A 20,596-nucleotide genomic window follows, 5' to 3' on the forward strand; every position below is an offset into this window, starting at 1 on the left:
ATTTCAAATCGACATTCTAACCGAATTCATGTATCTTAGAAATAATATCTACTAGAATTAGGGGGATGTCAAAGTGTCAGGTAATTTAAGTTATATTCTTGTGATCGTCATCGGAGTCATCGTACTCGCTGGCCTGACCTACATGAATCTTCGCAAAATAAGCAAATCGACAGCAGATTTGACACAACTCAAAAAAAGAACGCTCTTATGGAGCGAAGTCTCCTTGGCATTGTTCGTTGTGCAATTGCTTTTCCGAGACCGCAATGGTGGATTCCTCTTGTTCTTCGGTATCTTAACATTGTTTACTGGTGCGCACTACATCGGCGTGAATTATTTTTGGCGCAAAAGAAATCGCTAAAGCTATAGGCTCTCCTCGTAGAAGCTCAACGAAGGGGAGTCTCTTTTTCACTCACGATTAGTCACTCCAACTGGACGGCTGCGTCTTCGTCGACTTGTTCAACTTCTGATACCACTTCTTCTTCTGTTTCTGCCCCATTAATGTTCGTAGCTGCAGCATCACTAGCTTGGCACGATCCTCATCCGCGTACTTGTCACGCAAATTCTCAAATACAGGTTGATCTTTCATAGCTGACCTTCTTTTCTGACTGTAGGATAAGTGTAAAATAAAGGGAATGTATGTTCTCTTTTTTTGATTATAGCATAAAATGGAAGAAAAGTGCAAATGTTGTTTGGCTAAGAAGGGGCTGAGCAATCAAGATCCAGTGGAAGTATGAGCAGCAGTAATTATGAAGTAAAAATGATAGCGGAACGAATATTAATAACAATTTAAAAAAGAACCCGTTGAGGTTCTTTTTGATATGTTTCTACCATGCACTCGACGAGCATTACTGAATAGAAACAATATTATGTACAAGATAGTAGAAATCATCATGATACGTATCTTCAACTTCAAGGTATCCGTCAACATAGACCAAATCGTTTAGTTGGTGACGGTCTTCGTGTTTAGGAACTGCAAAGAACATATACATGCCTTGCGTTGAAATGACATAAATTATTTTCTGCTTATGGGGCAACTTCTCAACAATTGTGCCTTTACAATCACGAGTAATATGGTCGAATTTCCAATTACCAGAGGCTTGAGTAAGTAAATAAGTGACTCTACTTGTATCGCCAGTTGCATCATATCTTCTAACGCCTATGTAGCAACGGTCAAAATCAAGCGTCCTAAAATCATCAATCTCGAATTTTTTCATCTTCTTTCTTTGTTTATTGGTTTCTTTAATCACTTGAACCATATGGTTTATGGTAAGAAGTGTATTCAAACGATCTTTTGTTGTTGCATAATAAACCTCTTTGATGAAAGAATCCGTCGATAACTTACTCCAAGCAAGCGGCTTATTAATATTTTTCATATAAGTGTGCACAATTTTTCTTACATCCTTGGGGACTCTGCTCCAAATAGTTTTGGACTCCGGGTTGCGGATTTCCTTGATTTTGTTGCGACGAAGATACTTAATGAAAAAATAAATAAGTACGATAAATAGAAGATACATAGAGTGGTTCCCCTTTTTAGAATAGTATGCCAATATAATAACATCACCCTCTGATGAAAGAAATAAGTCGTTTAATGTCAAAAAGAGCATTTAATGAAAAATGTAAATTTGTGTATCGTGAAGGATGAACGATGGCACCTATGGACAGAAGAATCGGAAGGGAACCGCGGAAAATATTCAAACTATGTGAAATCTGAACTTGTCGAGCACGATTGCTCAACTACAGCGGACAGGAGTAAACTTGCCGAAGTTTAACTCCCTTAGAGAATAGTTTTAACGTTCAACAAAATGGCAATGGTGTATTCGATGAGAATGTTGCTTTGCCTGACACGCAAAGATGGAGATTGGAATGAAAAGGACTCTGATAACTATGGGTACGATATGGATGAGGTATTATCGGATTGAGTTGAACATCGGAGATTTAGCTTTAAATGCAAGCTGTACTATATAGTTTCAAGGATCTGTTATAGTCAAATAACCCCTTATATAATAGGGGGTTTAGAAAACTGTCCTATAAAATAATAACGGCGGCTGCTTGCGCAGCCGCCTCATGGGAGAGGAGAAACCGGACGAAGAGCTTATGGGGAAACGTAAGCCTTCTCCGCGGTTGTCTACGACATTCTCTGATGTCGATAGTTCAAGGATGACCGATTTACGGTAAATTTATACATCGCAGGGATAAAATTTTTGTGTCCATTCAGGGCTTGTGGTACGATAACAAAAGAATGAATGGGCAAGAAGGGAAATGCGTACGATGAGAGTAATTTCTGGCACGGCGAAAGGCCGGTCGTTGAAGGCGGTACCAGGGACAAGTACACGTCCGACAACGGATAAAGTGAAGGAAGCGATCTTCAGTATGATCGGGCCTTATTTCGACGGAGGGCAAGTGCTTGATCTATTCGCAGGCACAGGCGGACTAGGAATCGAGGCGCTCAGCCGCGGGATGGACAAAGCGATTTTTATTGATATCGAGAAGAAAAGCATCGACACCATTCAGCATAATGTGCAAGTAGCAGGTCTGAAGGATCAGGTGGAGATTTATCGTACTGATGCAACGAGGGCGTTGAAAGTGTTAGCGAAGCGGGCAGAGCAGTTCCAACTGGTGTTTCTGGATCCGCCGTATCGCATGAAAGGGATCGCAGAGTTAATAAGTACGATGGAGGAACAGGCGCTAGTGGATGAGCAAGCGGTTGTCGTCGTGGAACACGATGCGAAAGATGTTCTAGACGAAACGATCGGTGGTTTTCTCAAGCAGCGCAGGGCTGACTACGGTGATACCGCGGTGACGATTTATAAACGAGAGCTTGACACAGCATCGATATAAGGAGATGAACAGCATGATGAGGCAAGAACACGGGATCACAGTTGCGGTATACCCAGGAAGTTTCGATCCAGTTACCTACGGGCATCTTGATATTATACATAGAGCTGCAAAAGTATTTGATAAGCTAATCGTAGCGGTGTTAAACAATACTTCCAAAAATGCGTTATTCAGCTTGGAAGAACGGATGGAGCTTCTGCGGAAAGTCACGGCGGACCTCCCCAATGTCGAGATTGACGGTTTTCGGGATCTCATGGTGAATTACATGAAAGCGCGCAATGTGCGGCTGATCGTTCGTGGGCTTCGGGCCGTATCGGATTTTGAATATGAGCTTCAAATGGCCTCAACGAACCACAAGTTAAATCCCGATGTGGAGACGTTTTTTATGACATCGAAGCCGCAGTTCTCATATTTGAGCTCCAGCATTGTGAAAGAAATTGCGAAATTCCACGGACCTGTGGAAGATCTGGTGCCAGCAGAAGTGGAAGAGGAATTGCGTAAGAAATATCCGCAATCCTAACGCCAGCCAGATTAACTTTTTCTCTGGAAAAGTCGTAAACCAACAGAAACCAGCAGCATCACGCTGAAAATAAAAAGGAATTGTGTCAGCATCGGTCCACATAGGCCCCATGCTGATTCGCCGTTTACAGGGAATACCGCGGCTTTCGCCTCGCTAGGTGCTCGGTCCAACCAAAGAAAAGAAGGCTCATCTTCCGCGAAGAGCAGTTGGAGCGGTTTCCAGAGCATGATCGTTGTAAACAACGCTAAGACAGCGTGAAGCGCGCGCGACTGTAGGAAAAATAAATAACGTGCATCGGACTTCTGATGAAAGCCGGCAACCTGTGCATGGGCGGACAATCCGCCCCAGCCTAGGAATGCACTGAGCAGGGCCATTTGAGGCAAGAGGGGGATTTCTTTTGCTTGGCTGAAGGCGTAAGAACCGAGATGAATCTCCATGAATCCTTTGATCCAAAGCGGAGTCGTGTCTGTGAAAATATTCATAGTGCTCAACAATAATTGCGTAATAGGCCGGAGTAGTTCAGTCACATGCATAATGGAAACGACGTTGATGAGGACGGAGAAAATCATCATATATCCGCCAATTAACAGAAGTGTTTGTACGGCGTTGGAAACTGCATCGCCCAGGAGTTTACCGAAGGTGCGACCATCGTCCCAGTAAGCCTGACGCATAGCGGCTAACGCCGCCTTCCATAAAGAGTCATGAGATAGATCAGGCGCAGCGGCGGTGAATTCCTTAGTACTAACGGGCTGTTTACGAAGCCGCATTAGGAAACCGGTGACGATAGCGGACAAATAATGTACGATCGTCAAGATAATGCCTAGCTTGGCGCTATGCAGGAAACCGATGCCGACCACCATGATCAGGAACAGCGGGCTGCAGAGGTGAGAGAGCGCCGTTAAGCGTTCCGTTTCAGTGCGAGTAAGGAGATTTTTTTCACGCAGAGATGCAGTAATTTTTGCTCCAGCAGGAAACCCTACAACAAAGCCAGAAGCGACAGCCCAACCGCTGACACCAGGGAGTCGGAATACAATCCGCATCAGAGGATCCAGCAGCACGCCTGTCCCATGAATTACACCGAAACCAATCAGCAACTCGGTCATGATGAGAAAAGGCATGAATGCGGGAAAAACAAGCTTCCACCAAATAGTAAGCCCCTCAAGTGAGGATTGGAACGCTTTATCGGGAAATAGAATGATAGACACCACGACAAGGCCAGCCAAGGCGCCTAGCACCAGTGTTGTGAGTTTGGCTTTGAATCTTGCCTGAATAGGCTGCATAGCATCACCTCGTCATCGAACATGCTTCATTGTACGCAAGAAGGTAGGGGATTAGACCAAGCAACCACGCAACAGGAAGGGGGAGAAGTTTGCATGGAGAGGGAAGAAGAGAGTACCATAACCACATGGTCCAATGACTCTTATCGGTATCCAAGAAGCTCTGCAACGAGACGCTACTTAATCTCAGCACTTGTTGGCATCATCATTGTGTATCTATTGTTTTTTGTGCGGCTACCTTATTTTATTTTTATGCCAGGCACGGCGGAAGAAATCAAACCGATGGTGTCCATCGCCAAAAGCACGGGAACAGAGCAAGGAACGTTAATGTTAACGACCGTTCGTGTCGCAGATGCTAATTTGGTTAACTATTTAGTAGGACTCGTTCATCCATATGAAGAAATACAACCGAAAACATCCGTCCTCAAAAAAGGGGAGTCAGAGCAGGAGTATACACAGCGGCAAGAATATGTAATGCTCACTTCGCAAGCAAGTGCGATGCAAGCCGCGTACACAGAAGCTAAGATCCCCTACCACATTGAACATGAGGGTGTGATGGTCCTGCAAACCGTTGCAGGCTTATCAGGAGAGAAAGCGCTCAAACCAGGCGATGTGCTTTTGAAAGCTGGGGATAAAGAGATTAAGGTGGCGCAAGACTTGCTAGACTCCCTCAAAGGCAGAAAAGCAGGCGAAACGATCTCGATTACCTATATGCGGAAAAAGGTTCAACAACAAGCCGAACTAACATTAGGCCAGCTTCCGCTTGGGCAAGGGGAAACTGAGCAGCGGGTAGGGATTGGCGTCGTTCCTGCGGACATGCAATCAGTCAAAGCCGACCAAGCGGATCAACAGGTGTCGATCAAAGCTGGAGATATTGGCGGGCCTTCCGCAGGCTTGATGTTCTCTTTGGAGATTTTCAACCAACTGGTGCCAGAGGATATTACGAAGGGTTACCGAATTGCAGGCACGGGCACGATAGATACAGATGGGAATGTAGGTCCAATTGGCGGTATTCAGCATAAAATTATTGCCGCGGACCGCGAAAAAGCAGAAATTTTCTTTGCGCCCAAGAATATCACCTACAAAGACGGCACCAAGATTGAGAACTATTCTGATGCAGTCAAAAGAGCGGAACAGATCAAGACGAAGATGAAAATTGTAGAAATTGGCACGATGGAAGAGGCCTTGAACTATCTAGCAGCGTTGCCTCCGAAATAAGCCGAATCTAGCAAGATGGATATGATTTGAATTGACAAATGGTAAACGCAATGGATATAATAATCTTTGTTTGTTTGGGGTGATATCATGCAAATTCGTTTTAGAGAGCTGGCTCTTCATGGACAACCCGTCCATATGAGTGAGATTTTAGATGTGAAGGAACCTTTTGAAGGCCTTCCTGACATTCTTAATCATGGACCTGTACATGTCGATCTTCATGCAACGTATGAAGACGGAGCAGCCAAAGTTAATGGTACGATAACGCTAGACTTGGAGTTAAGCTGTTCACGTTGCTTAACGCACACGAACCAAACTATTAAGCTTCCTTTCCAGGAAGTCTTTATGCAGAAGCCAGAGGAAGAAGATCCAGAGCTTGATGAGGATATTCATTTGGTGGTTGGGGATAAAGTCGATTTAGAGCCTTACGTCGTAGAAAATGTAGTGGTCGGTTTACCGTACATACCACTTTGTGACGAAGCGTGCAAAGGTCTCTGTCCGGTGTGTGGAGGAAATCGCAATGAGCATGATTGCGGCTGTAAGACGGAGAAGATTGATCCTCGCCTTGCAGGTCTCGCGGACTTTTTTAACAAAGAATAAAGCAATATCCGAAATTCAATGAAGGAGGTGTTTTGAAATGGCAGTACCTCAACGAAGAACGTCCAAAACTCGTCGCGACAAGCGCCGTACGCACTTTAAATTGGAAGTTCCAGGCATGGTGAAATGTGAAAATTGTGCAGAGCTTAAGCTTGCGCATCACGTTTGTAAATCTTGCGGAACATACAAAAGCAGAGAGATCGTAAAAGCATAAGAATAGACATAGTACTTCATCCTAGTGTGAGGTGCTATTTTTTTTTGCTTTCTTTTTGGTTGTAAATTTAATATACTACAGTTTAGTATCTGGTAATAAGATGAGATCTCACGAGATAAGATAAGGTGGTGCTTACCATCGAACGCCTTCCCAAACGACTAAGGCAGCAGCAACTGCTGCAAGCCATTGATGCGAACCCTTTTATGACGGATGAGGAACTGATGCGAACATTTGGGGTTAGTATCCAGACTGTCCGCTTAGATCGATTAGAGCTCGGTATTCCTGAACTGCGGGAACGTATGAAGCATATGGCTGTCAAAACCTATGATCATGTGCGTTCGCTTCCGATTGACGAAATTATTGGCGAAGTGATTGATCTACAGCTGGATCAAAGCGGTATTTCAATCTTTGAAATTAAAGAAGATCATATTTTTTCAAGAACCAAAATTGCCAGAGGACATCATATTTTCTCGCAAGCTAATTCCTTGGCTGTTGCCGTCATCGACGACCCGATCGCGCTAACCGCGTCAGCAGATATTCGTTTTATTCGTTCTGTAAAGCTCGGAGAGAAGTGTGTGGCCAAGGCGTATGTGCGGTCTGTTTCCAAAGGAAAAGCAAGAGTGGAAGTGTTCACGTATGTGGGCGATGAAACCGTGTTCCGAGGTAATTTTGTCATCTTTCATTCGAAGAAAGAGCAACATCTAGATAGGGAGGACAAGCACCATGCGGATCGCGATTGATGCAATGGGTGGGGATCATGCGCCCAAGATCGTAGTAGAGGGTGCTCTCGCAGCGGCCAAAGAGTGGAAAGATGTACATATTATTCTGGTAGGCAACAGCGCTGCGATTGAAGCTCACCTGACAGAGAGACCAGACAATTTGACGATTCATCATGCGGAAGAAGTGATCGAAGCGGAAGATGAGCCTGTTAAAGCAGTTCGACGCAAGAAGGACGCATCGATGGTTGTAGCAGGAAGACTGGTGAAAGAGAAACAAGCTGAGGCCATGATATCTGCTGGTAATACAGGGGCGCTGATGACAACGGGTTTGCTGGTTGTAGGAAGAATTCCTGGGATTGAACGCCCAGCGTTAGCCCCGATGATTCCAACGATGGACGGCAAGGGTGTGCTCGCCCTAGACTTAGGCGCGAATATGGATGCAACCCCAGAGCAGCTCATTCAGTATGCGATTATGGGCAGCATTTATCGTTCGAAAGTCGATGGGATTTCCAATCCGCGCGTAGGTTTGTTGAACGTCGGAACGGAGTCGGCCAAAGGGAATGAATTAACCAAAACAGCATATCCTTTAATGGAACAAGCCCCGATTCAATTTATCGGCAATGTGGAATCTTCGCAGGTGCTTAGAGCCAAATGTGATGTCATTGTTTGTGATGGCTTCGCGGGCAACATCATGTTGAAATCACTAGAAGGTGCGGCTTCCGCGATCTTCTCAGCTTTGAAACAAGAGTTTACGAAATCGATATTTACGAAACTGGCTGCCGCTGTTTTGAAGCCAGGTTTGACACAATTTCGCAAAAAATTAGATTATAATGAACATGGAGCAGCTCCGTTCCTGGGTATCGATGGACTTGTGCTCAAGAGCCACGGCTCATCCGATGCAAATGCGATAAAAAACGCTGTTCGACAAGCGAGAATAGCTCTACAAAATGATTTGGTTGGCACCATATCTGCCGAAATTAGCCGCGGGAAGCGAGATATATCAACATGAACCTAATACCAGTTGGGGTACTCGGAACGGGTAAATATGTCCCAGAACGTATTTTAACGAATCAAGAACTAGAAACCATGGTGGAAACGAATGATGAGTGGATCGTAACGCGTACAGGCATCAAGGAAAGAAGAATTGCAGGGGAAGGACAAGCTACGTCAGACCTGTGCTATGAGGCTTCTTTGTTGGCGTTGTCGAACGCGGGAATTACAGCGGATCAACTCGATTTAATCATTGTAGCGACGATTACACCTGATATGTCGTTCCCATCCACAGCATGTATTCTGCAAGAAAAGCTAGGAGCGAAGAAGGCTGCGGCCTTTGACCTTTCTGCAGCTTGTTCAGGCTTTGTTTATGGGCTTGCCAATGCGACAAATTTCATTGCAACAGGCACCTACCAATACGCGCTGGTTATCGGCGCAGATTGTCTGTCAAAAATTACCGATTACACAGATCGTAACACATGCATTCTTTTTGGAGATGGCGCAGGGGCTGTGGTAATTGGCGAAGTGCCTCAGGAAAGAGGTTTCAAATCTTTTGAATTAGGCGCAGACGGCACAGGTGGTCCATTGCTGAAGATCGAAGGCGGAGGCTCTCGAAATCCAGCTTCACAAACCTCATTAGATCAACGTTTACATTATATTTACATGGCGGGTGCTGAAGTATTTAAATTTGCCGTTCGCATCATGGGCAACGCAGCAGATGAGGCGCTTCGCAAAGCAGGCTGGGAGAAAACAGATATCGATCTGCTCGTCCCTCACCAAGCGAATATGCGGATTATTCAATCCTCATTAAATCGGTTGGAATTAGCGGAAGATAAATGTATGATTAATTTAGATAAATATGGCAATATGTCGGCAGCCTCGATTCCTGTTGCCTTGGCAGAAGCCGTGGAGCAAGGCCGATTGTCAGAAGGCGATCGACTGATCTTAGTAGGCTTTGGCGGCGGACTCACTTGGGGTGCGACGGCTTTGGTTTGGTAGTTATAATTTAGCTAAAATATGATGATATCGCGAAAGGGGATCCTTTTCTCGTATGGGTAAAATAGCATTTGTATTTCCTGGACAAGGTTCCCAGTCCGTAGGTATGGGTCAAGACCTGTACAACTCGCTGCCAGCAGCGAAAGCGTACTTCGACCGTGCTGACACTGCGCTGGGCTTCTCTTTGTCTAATCTGATCTTCCAAGGTCCAGAGGACCAATTGAAGATCACGTACCACACGCAGCCCGCGCTGCTCACGACAAGCATCGCTTGTCTGGAAGCGTTCAAGGCTGCGGGCATTACGCCAGACTATGTCGCTGGACATAGTCTAGGCGAGTACAGCGCGCTCGTCGCAGCGGGCGTGCTCGCGTTCGAAGACGCGGTCCGCACCGTGCGGGCCCGCGGCGAGTTCATGGAGCAGGCCGTCCCAGGCGGCCTGGGTGCCATGGCAGCCGTGCTCGGAGCCGAACGCGCAGCGTTGGCGGAGCTTTGCACGGTTATCACGAGCAGCGGCTCCGTCGTGGAGCTCGCCAACGTGAACTGCCCGGGACAGATCGTCGTCTCGGGCAGCAAAGAAGGCGTTGCAGCGGTTGTCGAACGCTGCAAGGAAGCTGGCGCGAAGCGTGCCATCCCGCTTGAAGTGAGCGGGCCGTTTCACTCTTCCCTCATGAAGCCGGCTTCGGAGCGCCTTGCGGATGTGCTCGCGTCCATAGAGATGCAAGAGGCCGCCGTTCCTGTCGTGGCCAACGTGACGGCGAGACCTGTTACACAGCCGAGCGATATTCGCGGCTTGCTGGTGGAACAGGTGTATTCCCCTGTTCTGTGGGAAGACACGATCACGTATTTGATCGGTGAAGGTGTCGATACGTTCATCGAGCTTGGTTCGGGAAGCGTACTTGCAGGTCTAATCAAGAAGGTCGACAGAACGGTGAAAACCGTATCCATCGGCAGTTTGGAAGCGCTAGAGAAGTTCACCCAGGAGGTTCACGATCATGTTAACGGGTAAAGTAGCATTAGTAACAGGGGCTTCCCGCGGGATTGGCCGTGCGATCGCTTTGCATTTGGCTGAGCATGGCGCTGATGTGGTTGTGAACTATGCAGGCAGCGAAGGAGCTGCAAGCGAGGTTGTAGCTGCAATCGAAGCGATGGGGCGTAAAGCGATTAAATTGCGTGCAGATGTGAGCAGCTATCAAGAATCCGAAGAGTTGGTCAAGCAAACAATAGAAACTTTTGGTAAAATTGATATCTTAGTGAATAATGCAGGCATAACAAGAGACAATTTAATCATGCGAATGAAAGAAGAAGAATTCGATCAAGTGATTGCGACGAATCTTAAAGGCGTGTTCAACTGTGTCAAAGCCGTAACGCGTCCGATGATGAAGCAGCGCTTCGGTCGAATTATCAACATATCTTCTGTAGTTGGTGTACTCGGGAATCCGGGACAAGCTAACTATGTAGCAGCGAAAGCTGGCGTAATTGGCCTTACGAAAGCGACGGCGAAGGAACTGTCCTCCCGTGGCATTACCGTGAATGCAGTGGCGCCAGGCTTTATTGAAACCGATATGACAGACAAATTGTCTGCCGAGATGCGTGAACAAATGCTGAAGCAAATTCCGCTGGAACGCCTTGGGCAGCCAGAGGAAATCGCGAAGGTTGTTCGGTTCTTGGCTTCTGACGATGCCTCTTACATGACAGGGCAGACGCTCCATGTAGACGGCGGGATGTACATGTAAGTTTCTTCCAAAACGAGAATCGCAAATTGACTACTGGCAATCTGTCAAAGATTCTCGTATAATACCAAATGAGGAGGTGAACCGGATGTCCGACGTATTGGATCGTGTTAAACGAATTGTAGTCGATCGTCTAGGGGTTGATGAGGCTGAAGTCACCCTCGAAGCATCTTTCAAAGAAGATCTAGGTGCTGATTCTCTCGATGTAGTTGAATTAGTAATGGAATTAGAAGATGAGTTCGATTTAGAAATTTCAGATGAAGATGCTGAGAAGATTACGACTGTAGGAGAAGTTACGAATTACATAAAATCTCATACGTAATAGTCTACCGAGTCCCGTTTCTAATAAAGACGGGACTTCTCTCCATTCTCAATCAATACAAATATGGAAACACTACATAGAAGGTGGTACAAATGAACAGAGTTGTAATTACAGGTATGGGCGTAGTTACTGCCCTTGGTCAAGATTTAGAAACGTTCTGGGGGAACCTGACAGCAGGGAAATCCGGCATTAGCAACATTGAAAACTTTGATGTAAGCGAGTACCCAACTCGTATTGCGGCTGAGATCAAAGATTTTAATATCGAAAACTATGTGGATCGCAAAGAATCCCGCCGTATGGACCGTTTCGTCCAATTCGCTGTGGCAGGAGCGTTGAACGCTCTGAAAGATGCGAACTTGAACATTCAAGAAGATGCGGATCCAGAACGCGTAGGCGTGTCCGTCGGCTCTGGTATCGGTGGTTTGAATACGTGGGAAGAGCAGCATCGTATTTTGCTCGAAAAAGGGCCAAAACGCGTATCGCCATTCTTCATCCCGATGATGATTGCCAACATGGCTTCTGGTCATGTCTCCATGGTAACAGGAGCGAAAGGACCGAACTCCACGGCTGTAACAGCTTGTGCGACAGGTACTCACTCCATTGGCGACTCGTTCAAAATGATTCAACGCGGCGACGCAGACGTCATGATTTGCGGCGGTGCTGAAGCGACAATTACGCCGATTGGTGTGGCAGGCTTCTGTGCGCTGCGCGCAATGTCGACACGTAACGAAGAGCCGCATTTGGCTAGCCGTCCATTCGATACAGATCGTGATGGTTTCGTTATGGGTGAAGGTGCGGGCGTGCTGATTTTGGAATCCCTAGAGCATGCACAGAAACGTGGAGCACGTATCTATGCCGAGGTAATCGGTTATGGCATGAGCGGCGATGCGTATCATATGACAGATCCAGATCCAGACGGAGCAGCTCGTTGTATGGTGAAAGCGATTAAAGATGCGAAGATTGCCCCTGAGGCGATCACGTACATTAACGCACACGGCACATCGACACCAGTCGGGGACAAATCCGAAACAACAGCGATTAAGAAAGCGCTTGGCGAGCATGCTTACAAAGTAGCTGTTAGCTCTACGAAGTCCATGACAGGACATTTGCTTGGAGCTGCTGGCGGCGTGGAAGCAGTCATTTGTGGATTAACGATCGCGAACAGTGTGATTGCGCCAACGATTAACCTGGACAATCAAGATCCAGAGTGTGATTTGGATTATGTACCGAACACAGCGCGTGAAGCGAATGTAGCGGTTGCGATGTCCAACTCCTTCGGTTTTGGCGGTCACAATGCAACGATTATCATGAAGAAGTTCGAAGCATAATTTACCTGCCTGCGAAGAAAGATAACGGAATATCATTCTCTCGGGGTGGTGAAGTAAGGCATGAACCGTGATATTAAAGATTTACAGAAGCAGATCGGGATCTCATTTCGCAAAATGGAGTTGTTGAGGCAAGCCTTCACCCATTCTTCCTATGTGAATGAACATCGAATTGCTGGACATAAAGATAACGAGCGACTTGAATTTCTTGGCGATGCCGTACTGGAATTAACGGTTTCGGAATTTTTATATGCATCTTATCCAGGGCGTTCAGAAGGTGAACTAACGAAGCTGCGGGCATCGATTGTCTGTGAGCCTTCGCTAGTGACGTTTGCGGAAGATTTGGAGTTTGGTTCGTTTGTCCTGCTGGGCAAAGGGGAAGAGCTGACAGGCGGACGAACGCGGCCAGCACTGCTTGCCGATGTGTTTGAATCCTTTGTTGGCGCACTGTACCTCGATCAAGGCTTGGATACGGTTAAATCATTCCTTCAGAAGCATGTTTTCGCTAAAATATCCAATGAGGGCAAGCTCCTTGTTATTGATTACAAAACGCAACTGCAAGAGCATACGCAGCATCACAATATGGGTTCGTTAGAATATCGCATTGTGAGCGAGCGCGGGCCTGCGCATGAGCGGGAGTTCGTTGCTGAGGTACACATGGAAAGCGAATTGCTGGGAACGGGTGTAGGTCGTTCGAAGAAAGAGGCGGAGCAGCAAGCTGCTGCGGGTGCCCTCTCTAAACTGAACGTAACGGCTCAGCGATAACGGAAACAACCAGAAGAGGCGGCGATTGCTGCCTTTTTTGTATTTTTCTCTTATTTTGATAGGTGATATGGTACAATAATTTTTGAGGTGAGACCATGTTTTTGAAGCGGATCGAATTAGCTGGATTTAAATCATTCGCGGACCGAACGGAACTCGAATTTGTGCGAGGCATTACCGCGGTTGTAGGTCCGAATGGCAGTGGGAAAAGTAACATTTCAGATGGGATCCGTTGGGTATTAGGGGAACAGAGCGCAAAGTCGTTGCGTGGCGGTAAAATGGAGGATGTTATCTTCGCAGGCAGCGACGCACGTCGAGCTGTGAATTATGGCGAAGTTTCGCTTACGTTGGATAACACGTCACAATCGCTGCCGCTCGATTTCAATGAAGTCACGGTGACACGCCGCGTGCATCGGAATGGCGACAGTGAATATTTAATCAATAAGCAATCTTGCCGGTTGAAGGACATCACTGAGTTGTTTATGGATACGGGGATCGGTAAGGAAGCGTATTCCATTATCGGACAAGGCCGGATTGAAGAGATTTTGAGCACGAAATCAGAAGATCGTCGAGGGATTTTTGAAGAAGCTTCGGGGATTGTTAAATATAAATCGCGTAAGCGCGAAGCCGAGAAGAAGTTGAATGACACCGAGCAAAATTTGCTGCGTATTCACGATTTGGTTTCCGAGCTGGAGGATCAAGTCGGGCCGCTGCGCGAGCAGTCAGAGAAGGCGATTCGTTTCAAGGAATTGAAGGAAACGCTGAAGAGCAGTGAAATTTCGATGTATGTTCATCAGATTGATGGGATCTATGTGGCATGGAACGAAGCGACGCAATTGCTCGAGAAGTTGACGAAAGAACAGACAGAGCTATCAACGATTGTGAATCAGCATGATGCCCATTTGGAGAAGCATCGCTGGGAGACGCGGAGATTGGAAGAAGAGCTCGAAGCACTCCAAGAGAGTCTGCTTGGGTTAAGTGAAGAGTTCGAGAAGTGTGAGGGGCACGGCGAGGTTCTCAAAGAACGTAGGAAGAACTATGTGACCAACCACGGGCAGCTAAGTACAACAATTGCGATGCAGGAGCAGCGTAAACAAGATAAAGAAGCAGAATTAGCAGAGCAACGGGACAAAATCATTGCAATCGGCGCCCAATTATTTGAGTTTCAGGCAAAGTTGACGGCGGAAGAACAGCGTTTGCAAGGCGTCAGCGGCGGTATCAGCTCCTCGCCTGAGGATCAATTGAAAGGCGAATTGTTGGAAACGCTCAATCGTATGGCGCAGTCCAGGAATGAAATTCGCTACGCGGAGCAGCAGATTGAAAGCATCGGACGGCGTTTGGATCGTTTGGACGAAGAACGCCAGAAGTGGGCGGATCAGCGGGAAAGCATTTCCCGCCGTAAACAAGAACTAGCAGCTAAGTTGGAAGAAACGGTTGCGGACATTGAGCGAGCTAGACAGCAATATGTCCAGTTGACCCAAGCGCTGAAAAGCAAGCAAGGACTTCTGGATGAAGCGCAAACGATGGTGCGGAAATGGGAGCAGAAGCTCGATGCGTTAATTTCACGTCGCGACACGATGAAGGAAATGGCCAACGATTACGATGGCTTCCAGCAAGGCGTCAAAGAAGTGCTCAAAGCGAAGACCCGCAAAGATTTGCGCGGCATTCGCGGTGCGGTGGCGGAGCTTGTTAAGGTGCCAGCCCACGTGGAAATCGCGATTGAGACTGCACTTGGCGGAGCCCTGCAAAACATCGTCGTAGAAACGGAAGCTGACGGTCGTGAAGCGATCGCCTTCTTGAAACGCCGCCAAATGGGACGAGCGACGTTCCTGCCGATGAATGTCATTCGAGGTCGCTCGATTTCTGACCATGAGAGCCAGACATTGAAAGCATCGAAGGGCTTTGTAGGAATTGCGGTTGATCTCGTTTCCTTCGAATCGACGTATACGAATATATTCTCCAGCTTGTTAGGCAATGTGGTCGTTGCCGAAACGCTTGAAGATGCCAACCATATCGCGGCCAAAGCGCAATACCGTTACCGTGTTGTTACCTTGGAAGGGGACGTCGTGAACCCTGGGGGTTCCATGACAGGCGGAAGTTTACAGAAGAAATCGACGAATTTGCTAGGTCGCCAGCGTCAGATTGAAGAGTTGGATGCCGAAATTGCAAGTTCAGAAGGGCAGTTAGGCGGGCTACGCAGTCAATCCAGTGCCTTGAAGCGTGAAATTACCGATGAGATGCTCCAAGTGGAGCAGCTTCGTCAATTGGGTGAGCAACAACGTATTGCCGAACAGCAGATTCGCGCCGAATTAAATCCGTTGGAATCCGAGAACCGAACGGTGGAGGAACAGTTGAAGCTGGATAGTCAAGATCGCGAGGCTCTTGAGAAAGAGAGAACGGATTTTGGCCGTAAAAAGGATGAAAGTGAAGCTTTGCTCGCTGAACTTCAACAGGAAGAAGCTTCGCTCCAACAAGCGATTCGCGACGCGGAAAGTTCTCGTAAAGCGAGCGAGTCCCAGAAGGAAGAACTGCAAGGTCAACTGACCGATTTGAAGGTTAAGGTAGCTTCGACTTCACAAGAGAAGCAATCGCTGCAAGATCAACAACGTCGCCTGCAACAAGATCTAGGGGATGCTGAGCGAGAAATTGAAGTGAACCGTGGTCTCCTCTCCCAATTGGAGAACGAAATGGCGGCCCTTGAGCAAGAAATTGTGGGGCAAATTGAGCTCCTGAATGATTTGAAGCTGAGAAAGCAACAATGTTCAGAAAATATTGAGTTCAAACGAGCGGAACGTACAGATTGGTTGCAGAAGCTCGAGCAAGGTGAAAATGAGACACGCACACAACGCATACAGCTGAAACAAGTGGAAGAGAATCTCCATCAAACCGAAGTGCGCGTAACGCGTTTAGACGTAGAGTTGGAGAACCTTCTTAAGAAGCTGGGAGAAGAGTATGAGCTCAGCTATGAGCTGGCGAAAATGCGTTATCCAGTTCCAGAGGACATCGTAGGTACACAAAGTAAGGTCCGAGAGCTGAAGCGAGAAATCGCCTCATTAGGTGATGTCAATCTCGGGGCTATCGAGGAGTACGCGCGTGTATCCGAGCGATTTGAATTCCTAAGCTCGCAGAAAGATGACTTGATTGAAGCGAAAACAACGTTATATCAAGTGATCCGCGAGATGGACCAAGAGATGTCCAAACGGTTCAAAACAACATTTGATGCGATCCGCTCCCACTTTGGCGTCGTCTTTGCGAAGTTGTTTGGCGGTGGTCGTGCAGATCTAATTCTGTCCGAGCCGGATAACTTGCTGGATACGGGTATTGAAATCGTGGCTCAGCCGCCTGGTAAAAAGCTGCAAAACCTGCAATTGCTCTCGGGTGGAGAGCGCGCGTTGACCGCGATCGCTTTGCTATTCTCGATTATTCGGGTAAAACCTGTTCCTTTCTGCGTCTTAGATGAAGTAGAAGCTGCGCTGGATGAAGCGAACGTATCGCGTTTTGCTGAGTACTTGCGTGAATTCTCGGAAATGACACAATTCATTGTGGTCACGCATCGAAAAGGAACGATGGAAGAGGCTGACGTGCTGTACGGCGTAACGATGCAAGAGGGCGGCGTGTCCAAGCTGGTTTCGGTTCGTTTAGAAGACGAAGAAGCAGCAATGAGCGCATCGTAATGCGAAATAAGGTAAGTAACTAGGAGGCAATATGAGTTTTTTTAAACGGTTGAAAGAAAGTATTTCTGGTAAAGCAGAGGCAGTAACGAATAAGTTCAAAGAAGGTTTAACGAAAACGCGCGATGCGTTCGTGGACCGTGTGGACGATTTGTTCTCCCGCCGTAAAAAAATAGATGAAGATTTCTACGAAGAGCTGGAAGAAATTCTGATTGGCGCAGACGTAGGCGTGAATACCGTTCTGAAGCTGATTGACGGACTTCGCGCAGAAGTGAAAAAACGGAAGATCGAAGATCCTGCTGAACTGCAGCCAATCCTGTCCGAGAAATTGATTGAATTGCTGAAAGGGGATGCGGATGCAGGTCTCAACCTGAATCCGAACGGTCTTTCTGTCATTCTCTTCGTGGGTGTTAACGGTGTCGGCAAGACGACGACGATCGGCAAAATGGCCCACATGTTCAAGTCACAGGGTAAAAAGGTACTCATGGCAGCTGGCGATACATTCCGTGCCGGCGCCATTGAGCAGTTGGAAACGTGGGGAGAGCGCGTTGGGGTTGATGTCATTAAGCAACAATCCGGCGCGGATCCTGCCGCGGTGATGTTCGATGCGGTACAAGCAGCAAAGACGCGCGGAGTGGACATCCTTTTATGCGACACAGCAGGCCGATTACAAAATAAAGTGAACCTGATGGAAGAGTTGAATAAGATTTACCGTGTTATTCAAAGGGAAGTCCCAGACGCTCCTCATGAGGTTATCTTGGTACTAGATGCAACGACAGGGCAAAACGCGCTCAGTCAGGCGAAGCTTTTTGGCGATAAAACAGGACTTACAGGGTTAGTCTTATCCAAACTGGATGGAACGGCAAAGGGCGGGATCGTTGTGGCGATCCGTCAGGAGCTGTCGCTGCCGGTTAAATTTGTAGGCCTTGGTGAGAAAATGGATGACTTGCAGGCGTTCGACTCGGAACAGTTTGTTCATGCGCTTTTCGGCAAATGGATAGGCGAACAAAGTGACAAGGTATAATGCTTGACAATCGTCATGGAATTCAGTATGATAGGTTCTGTTGTGCTGCTGTCAAGTGTGCAACCTTTACGGAGGTAGATGATGACAACTGTCGATCCGAATTTGGAGAAAACGAATCGCATTAATTTGCTGTTTGATTTCTATCAACCCTTGTTGACCGATAAGCAGCGAACGTTCCTAGAATTGTATTTCCATGATGATTACTCCCTTGGGGAAATTGCAGAGAACTTTACCATAAGCCGCCAAGCGGTTTACGAGCATATTAAGCGTGCGGAACTAACACTGCAGGAATATGAGAGTAAGTTACAGCTGCTACATAAACATGAACAACGCATGAAGCTGCGTCAAGATTTGGCTGCCTGCTTGCAAGACAGCGAGCCTGAGCTGAAGAGGAAAGTGACTGAGCTTTTTGATACAATAGTAGGGATTGATTAACCGCAGTTCAGAAGCAGGAGGTGAAGCGCATGGCATTTGAAGGATTAGCAAACCGATTGCAGAATGTGTTCGGCAAGCTGAGAAGCAAAGGTAAGCTGACGGAAGAAGATGTGGGCGAAGCGCTTCGCGAAGTACGATTGGCGCTGCTTGAAGCGGACGTTAACTTTAAAGTCGTCAAGGACTTTATTGCCAAAGTGAAAGAGCAAGCGATCGGGCAAGAAGTCCTGAAATCTTTCACGCCAGGCATGGTCGTCATTGATATCGTGAACAAAGAGCTGACAGCGCTTATGGGCGGAACGCAAAGCAAGCTGGCTCGCTCTAATCGACCGCCGACGGTCATTATGATGGCGGGTTTACAAGGGGCTGGTAAGACAACAACCTCAGGTAAATTAGCTAAAATGTTGCTGAAACAAAATCACAGACCGCTTCTTGTCGCGTGTGATATTTATCGCCCCGCGGCGATCAAGCAATTGCAAGTGCTTGGCGAGCAGTTGAAGGTACCTGTTTTTTCACTGGGAGATGGAGTCAACCCTGTTGAGATTGCGAAGGCGGGTCTACAACACGCCAAAGATAACGGCAATGATTATGTGATCATCGATACGGCAGGTCGCCTGCACATTGATGAGAATCTTATGGACGAGCTCAAGAACGTACGGGCTGCAACGAGCCCAGATGAGATTTTGTTAGTTGTCGATGCGATGACGGGACAAGATGCGGTCAATGTTGCGGAAAGCTTCCATCAGCAGCTTGAATTATCTGGCGTGGTCTTAACCAAACTAGATGGGGATACTCGCGGTGGTGCGGCGTTATCAGTTAAAGCTGTAACGGGTTGTCCAATTAAGTTCGTAGCCAGCGGCGAGAAAATGGATGCACTTGAGCCATTCTTCCCTGATCGTATGGCCTCAAGAATTCTCGGCATGGGTGATATGCTTACGCTGATTGAGAAAGCGCAAGCGGGAATCGACATGGATAAGGCGAAAGAGATGGAGCGCAAGATGCGCAACGCCGAATTCACTTTCGAGGATTTCATTGAGCAGATGGAGCAAGTGAAGAAGATGGGTCCGCTTGACCAAATTCTAGATATGCTGCCTGGTGCGAATAAGATCAAAGGCATGAAAGACATGAAGGTCGACGAGAAACAGATGGCTCGCGTTGAAGCGATCGTGAAGTCGATGACAACCGAAGAGAAACGTAAACCTGAACTGCTCAATGCGGGCCGTCGCAAACGGATCGCAGCAGGAAGCGGGAATACAGTGCAAGAAGTCAACCGCTTCATCAAGCAATTTGATGATATGCGCAAGATGATGAAGCAATTCTCAGGCATGATGGGACCTAAGGGTGCCAAAGGAATGAAGAAGCTGGGCAAAGGATTTAAATTTCCTTTTTAACTAATATGAATTCTATGTAGGAGGTGAATTTTCAATGGCAGTACGTATTCGTCTTAAACGTGTAGGCGCTCATAAAGCTCCTTTCTACCGTGTGGTGGTTTCGGATTCCCGTTCCCCGCGTGATGGTCGTTTTATCGAAGAAATCGGGACTTATAACCCAATCACTGAACCAGCAGCTGTAGTTCTTGATGAGGAAAAAGCGCTTAAATGGCTTCAAACTGGCGCTCAACCGTCCGATACAGTTCGCAGCCTGTTCTCCAAAGCAGGTTTGATGACTAAGTTTCACGAGCTGAAATTACAGAAGTAATCTGTTATCTTTCGGAGGGTGGGTTCATGAAGGATCTTATCACCGTTATTGCTAAGGCTCTTGTCGATCATCCGGAAGAGGTACGTGTCGCTGTGGTGGAGAAAGAGGACAAGATCGAGTACAGGCTGTCTGTTCATCCCGACGATGTCGGGAAAGTGATTGGCAAGCAAGGCAAGATTGCGAAATCGCTCCGCACGGTCGTTACGTCGGCAGCTGTGAAAGAAACGAAACGGGTGGCCGTTGAAATCGTTTCATAATGAAGGAGG

23 protein-coding genes are annotated in these 20,596 nt (G+C 47.2%); 20 read left to right on the forward strand and 3 right to left on the reverse strand.

Translation table 11 applies throughout. The features are described from left to right. Positions 1–73: 73 nt before the first annotated feature. Positions 74–358: a hypothetical protein gene (locus MJB10_RS11075; protein WP_314804797.1), complete on the forward strand. Its 285-nt coding sequence runs from the start codon at positions 74–76 to the stop codon at positions 356–358. Between the two features lie 57 nt (positions 359–415). Here MJB10_RS11075 and MJB10_RS11080 read toward each other — a convergent pair whose 3' ends face one another. Then, positions 416–586, reverse strand: a complete 171-nt coding sequence (locus MJB10_RS11080) for a hypothetical protein (protein WP_314804799.1) — start codon at positions 584–586, stop codon at positions 416–418. Between the two features lie 259 nt (positions 587–845). Then, entirely contained in the window at positions 846–1,514 is a 669-nt protein-coding gene (locus tag MJB10_RS11085; RefSeq protein WP_314804800.1) for a hypothetical protein, read from the reverse strand. A 754-nt stretch (positions 1,515–2,268) separates the two neighbouring features. Between MJB10_RS11085 and rsmD the strand changes: the two genes are divergently transcribed. Continuing rightward, positions 2,269–2,838: a 16S rRNA (guanine(966)-N(2))-methyltransferase RsmD gene (rsmD, locus tag MJB10_RS11090; protein WP_314804801.1), complete on the forward strand. Its 570-nt coding sequence runs from the start codon at positions 2,269–2,271 to the stop codon at positions 2,836–2,838. Positions 2,839–2,854: 16 nt separating this feature from the next. Continuing rightward, a complete protein-coding gene (gene coaD / locus MJB10_RS11095) occupies positions 2,855–3,355 on the forward strand; it encodes a pantetheine-phosphate adenylyltransferase (protein ID WP_397386626.1) in 501 nt (166 codons plus the stop codon). A gap of 11 nt (positions 3,356–3,366) precedes the next feature. On the opposite strand, the gene MJB10_RS11100 is transcribed toward coaD, so the two are convergent. Next, entirely contained in the window at positions 3,367–4,635 is a 1,269-nt protein-coding gene (locus tag MJB10_RS11100; RefSeq protein ID WP_314804804.1) for a nucleoside recognition domain-containing protein, read from the reverse strand. A 93-nt stretch (positions 4,636–4,728) separates the two neighbouring features. Between MJB10_RS11100 and MJB10_RS11105 the strand changes: the two genes are divergently transcribed. The 17 genes from MJB10_RS11105 (at position 4,729) to MJB10_RS11185 (ending at position 20,587) form a co-directional block, all read left to right on the forward strand. Beyond that, on the forward strand, positions 4,729–5,850 hold the full coding sequence (locus MJB10_RS11105) for a SepM family pheromone-processing serine protease (RefSeq protein WP_397386595.1): 1,122 nt from the start codon (positions 4,729–4,731) through the stop codon (positions 5,848–5,850). An 87-nt stretch (positions 5,851–5,937) separates the two neighbouring features. Beyond that, on the forward strand, positions 5,938–6,447 hold the full coding sequence (locus tag MJB10_RS11110) for a YceD family protein (RefSeq protein WP_314804807.1): 510 nt from the start codon (positions 5,938–5,940) through the stop codon (positions 6,445–6,447). A gap of 37 nt (positions 6,448–6,484) precedes the next feature. Continuing rightward, a complete protein-coding gene (gene rpmF / locus MJB10_RS11115) occupies positions 6,485–6,658 on the forward strand; it encodes a 50S ribosomal protein L32 (RefSeq protein ID WP_028558232.1) in 174 nt (57 codons plus the stop codon). Between the two features lie 125 nt (positions 6,659–6,783). Continuing rightward, positions 6,784–7,398, forward strand: coding sequence for a transcription factor FapR (fapR, locus tag MJB10_RS11120; protein ID WP_397386596.1), 615 nt, complete (start codon positions 6,784–6,786; stop codon positions 7,396–7,398). Continuing rightward, complete coding sequence (gene plsX / locus MJB10_RS11125; protein WP_314804810.1) at positions 7,382–8,386, forward strand: phosphate acyltransferase PlsX; 1,005 nt, start codon at positions 7,382–7,384, stop codon at positions 8,384–8,386. Before fapR ends, plsX begins: the two co-directional genes overlap by 17 nt. After that, on the forward strand, positions 8,383–9,369 hold the full coding sequence (locus MJB10_RS11130; RefSeq protein WP_314804812.1) for a beta-ketoacyl-ACP synthase III: 987 nt from the start codon (positions 8,383–8,385) through the stop codon (positions 9,367–9,369). Before plsX ends, MJB10_RS11130 begins: the two co-directional genes overlap by 4 nt. Positions 9,370–9,421: 52 nt before the next feature. Further along, entirely contained in the window at positions 9,422–10,372 is a 951-nt protein-coding gene (gene fabD / locus MJB10_RS11135; RefSeq protein ID WP_314804815.1) for an ACP S-malonyltransferase, read from the forward strand. Further along, complete coding sequence (gene fabG, locus MJB10_RS11140) at positions 10,359–11,099, forward strand: 3-oxoacyl-[acyl-carrier-protein] reductase (protein WP_314804816.1); 741 nt, start codon at positions 10,359–10,361, stop codon at positions 11,097–11,099. The genes fabD and fabG overlap by 14 nt, the downstream gene beginning before the upstream one ends. 85 nt (positions 11,100–11,184) lie before the next feature. Further along, on the forward strand, positions 11,185–11,418 hold the full coding sequence (gene acpP, locus MJB10_RS11145; protein ID WP_028558238.1) for an acyl carrier protein: 234 nt from the start codon (positions 11,185–11,187) through the stop codon (positions 11,416–11,418). Positions 11,419–11,510: 92 nt separating this feature from the next. Further along, entirely contained in the window at positions 11,511–12,746 is a 1,236-nt protein-coding gene (gene fabF, locus MJB10_RS11150; protein WP_314804823.1) for a beta-ketoacyl-ACP synthase II, read from the forward strand. A gap of 60 nt (positions 12,747–12,806) precedes the next feature. Beyond that, positions 12,807–13,508 (forward strand): ribonuclease III, encoded by a 702-nt coding sequence (gene rnc / locus MJB10_RS11155; RefSeq protein WP_314804825.1) that lies wholly within the window; start codon positions 12,807–12,809, stop codon positions 13,506–13,508. A gap of 95 nt (positions 13,509–13,603) precedes the next feature. Continuing rightward, positions 13,604–17,179: a chromosome segregation protein SMC gene (gene smc, locus MJB10_RS11160; RefSeq protein ID WP_314804827.1), complete on the forward strand. Its 3,576-nt coding sequence runs from the start codon at positions 13,604–13,606 to the stop codon at positions 17,177–17,179. Positions 17,180–17,210: 31 nt separating this feature from the next. Then, positions 17,211–18,200, forward strand: a complete 990-nt coding sequence (gene ftsY / locus MJB10_RS11165) for a signal recognition particle-docking protein FtsY (protein ID WP_314804829.1) — start codon at positions 17,211–17,213, stop codon at positions 18,198–18,200. A gap of 81 nt (positions 18,201–18,281) precedes the next feature. Then, on the forward strand, positions 18,282–18,635 hold the full coding sequence (locus tag MJB10_RS11170; RefSeq protein WP_314804831.1) for a putative DNA-binding protein: 354 nt from the start codon (positions 18,282–18,284) through the stop codon (positions 18,633–18,635). Positions 18,636–18,664: 29 nt separating this feature from the next. Beyond that, positions 18,665–20,023, forward strand: a complete 1,359-nt coding sequence (ffh, locus tag MJB10_RS11175; RefSeq protein WP_314804833.1) for a signal recognition particle protein — start codon at positions 18,665–18,667, stop codon at positions 20,021–20,023. Positions 20,024–20,057: 34 nt separating this feature from the next. After that, the gene (gene rpsP / locus MJB10_RS11180; protein ID WP_314804835.1) at positions 20,058–20,330 is read left to right on the forward strand and encodes a 30S ribosomal protein S16; all 273 of its coding nucleotides are present in this window, start codon (positions 20,058–20,060) and stop codon (positions 20,328–20,330) included. Between the two features lie 26 nt (positions 20,331–20,356). Beyond that, complete coding sequence (locus MJB10_RS11185) at positions 20,357–20,587, forward strand: KH domain-containing protein (RefSeq protein ID WP_028558246.1); 231 nt, start codon at positions 20,357–20,359, stop codon at positions 20,585–20,587. The last annotated feature ends 9 nt before the right edge of the window (positions 20,588–20,596 follow it).

This window comes from Paenibacillus sp. MBLB1832 (assembly GCF_032271945.1).
Lineage (GTDB): Bacteria > Bacillota > Bacilli > Paenibacillales > NBRC-103111 > Paenibacillus_E > Paenibacillus_E roseopurpureus.

Coding starts and splice junctions, on each gene's coding strand:
- MJB10_RS11170 (WP_314804831.1), top strand. CDS start 18,282: ATGACAACTGTCGATCCGAATTTGGAGAAAACGAATCGCATTAATTTG.
- fabD (WP_314804815.1), top strand. CDS start 9,422: ATGGGTAAAATAGCATTTGTATTTCCTGGACAAGGTTCCCAGTCCGTA.
- MJB10_RS11100 (WP_314804804.1), bottom strand. CDS start 4,635: ATGCAGCCTATTCAGGCAAGATTCAAAGCCAAACTCACAACACTGGTG.
- ffh (WP_314804833.1), top strand. CDS start 18,665: ATGGCATTTGAAGGATTAGCAAACCGATTGCAGAATGTGTTCGGCAAG.
- rpmF (WP_028558232.1), top strand. CDS start 6,485: ATGGCAGTACCTCAACGAAGAACGTCCAAAACTCGTCGCGACAAGCGC.
- MJB10_RS11130 (WP_314804812.1), top strand. CDS start 8,383: ATGAACCTAATACCAGTTGGGGTACTCGGAACGGGTAAATATGTCCCA.
- MJB10_RS11080 (WP_314804799.1), bottom strand. CDS start 586: ATGAAAGATCAACCTGTATTTGAGAATTTGCGTGACAAGTACGCGGAT.
- rpsP (WP_314804835.1), top strand. CDS start 20,058: ATGGCAGTACGTATTCGTCTTAAACGTGTAGGCGCTCATAAAGCTCCT.
- coaD (WP_397386626.1), top strand. CDS start 2,855: ATGAGGCAAGAACACGGGATCACAGTTGCGGTATACCCAGGAAGTTTC.
- plsX (WP_314804810.1), top strand. CDS start 7,382: ATGCGGATCGCGATTGATGCAATGGGTGGGGATCATGCGCCCAAGATC.
- smc (WP_314804827.1), top strand. CDS start 13,604: ATGTTTTTGAAGCGGATCGAATTAGCTGGATTTAAATCATTCGCGGAC.
- rsmD (WP_314804801.1), top strand. CDS start 2,269: ATGAGAGTAATTTCTGGCACGGCGAAAGGCCGGTCGTTGAAGGCGGTA.
- rnc (WP_314804825.1), top strand. CDS start 12,807: ATGAACCGTGATATTAAAGATTTACAGAAGCAGATCGGGATCTCATTT.
- MJB10_RS11085 (WP_314804800.1), bottom strand. CDS start 1,514: ATGTATCTTCTATTTATCGTACTTATTTATTTTTTCATTAAGTATCTT.
- MJB10_RS11105 (WP_397386595.1), top strand. CDS start 4,729: ATGGAGAGGGAAGAAGAGAGTACCATAACCACATGGTCCAATGACTCT.
- MJB10_RS11110 (WP_314804807.1), top strand. CDS start 5,938: ATGCAAATTCGTTTTAGAGAGCTGGCTCTTCATGGACAACCCGTCCAT.
- acpP (WP_028558238.1), top strand. CDS start 11,185: ATGTCCGACGTATTGGATCGTGTTAAACGAATTGTAGTCGATCGTCTA.
- fabF (WP_314804823.1), top strand. CDS start 11,511: ATGAACAGAGTTGTAATTACAGGTATGGGCGTAGTTACTGCCCTTGGT.
- ftsY (WP_314804829.1), top strand. CDS start 17,211: ATGAGTTTTTTTAAACGGTTGAAAGAAAGTATTTCTGGTAAAGCAGAG.
- fabG (WP_314804816.1), top strand. CDS start 10,359: ATGTTAACGGGTAAAGTAGCATTAGTAACAGGGGCTTCCCGCGGGATT.
- MJB10_RS11185 (WP_028558246.1), top strand. CDS start 20,357: ATGAAGGATCTTATCACCGTTATTGCTAAGGCTCTTGTCGATCATCCG.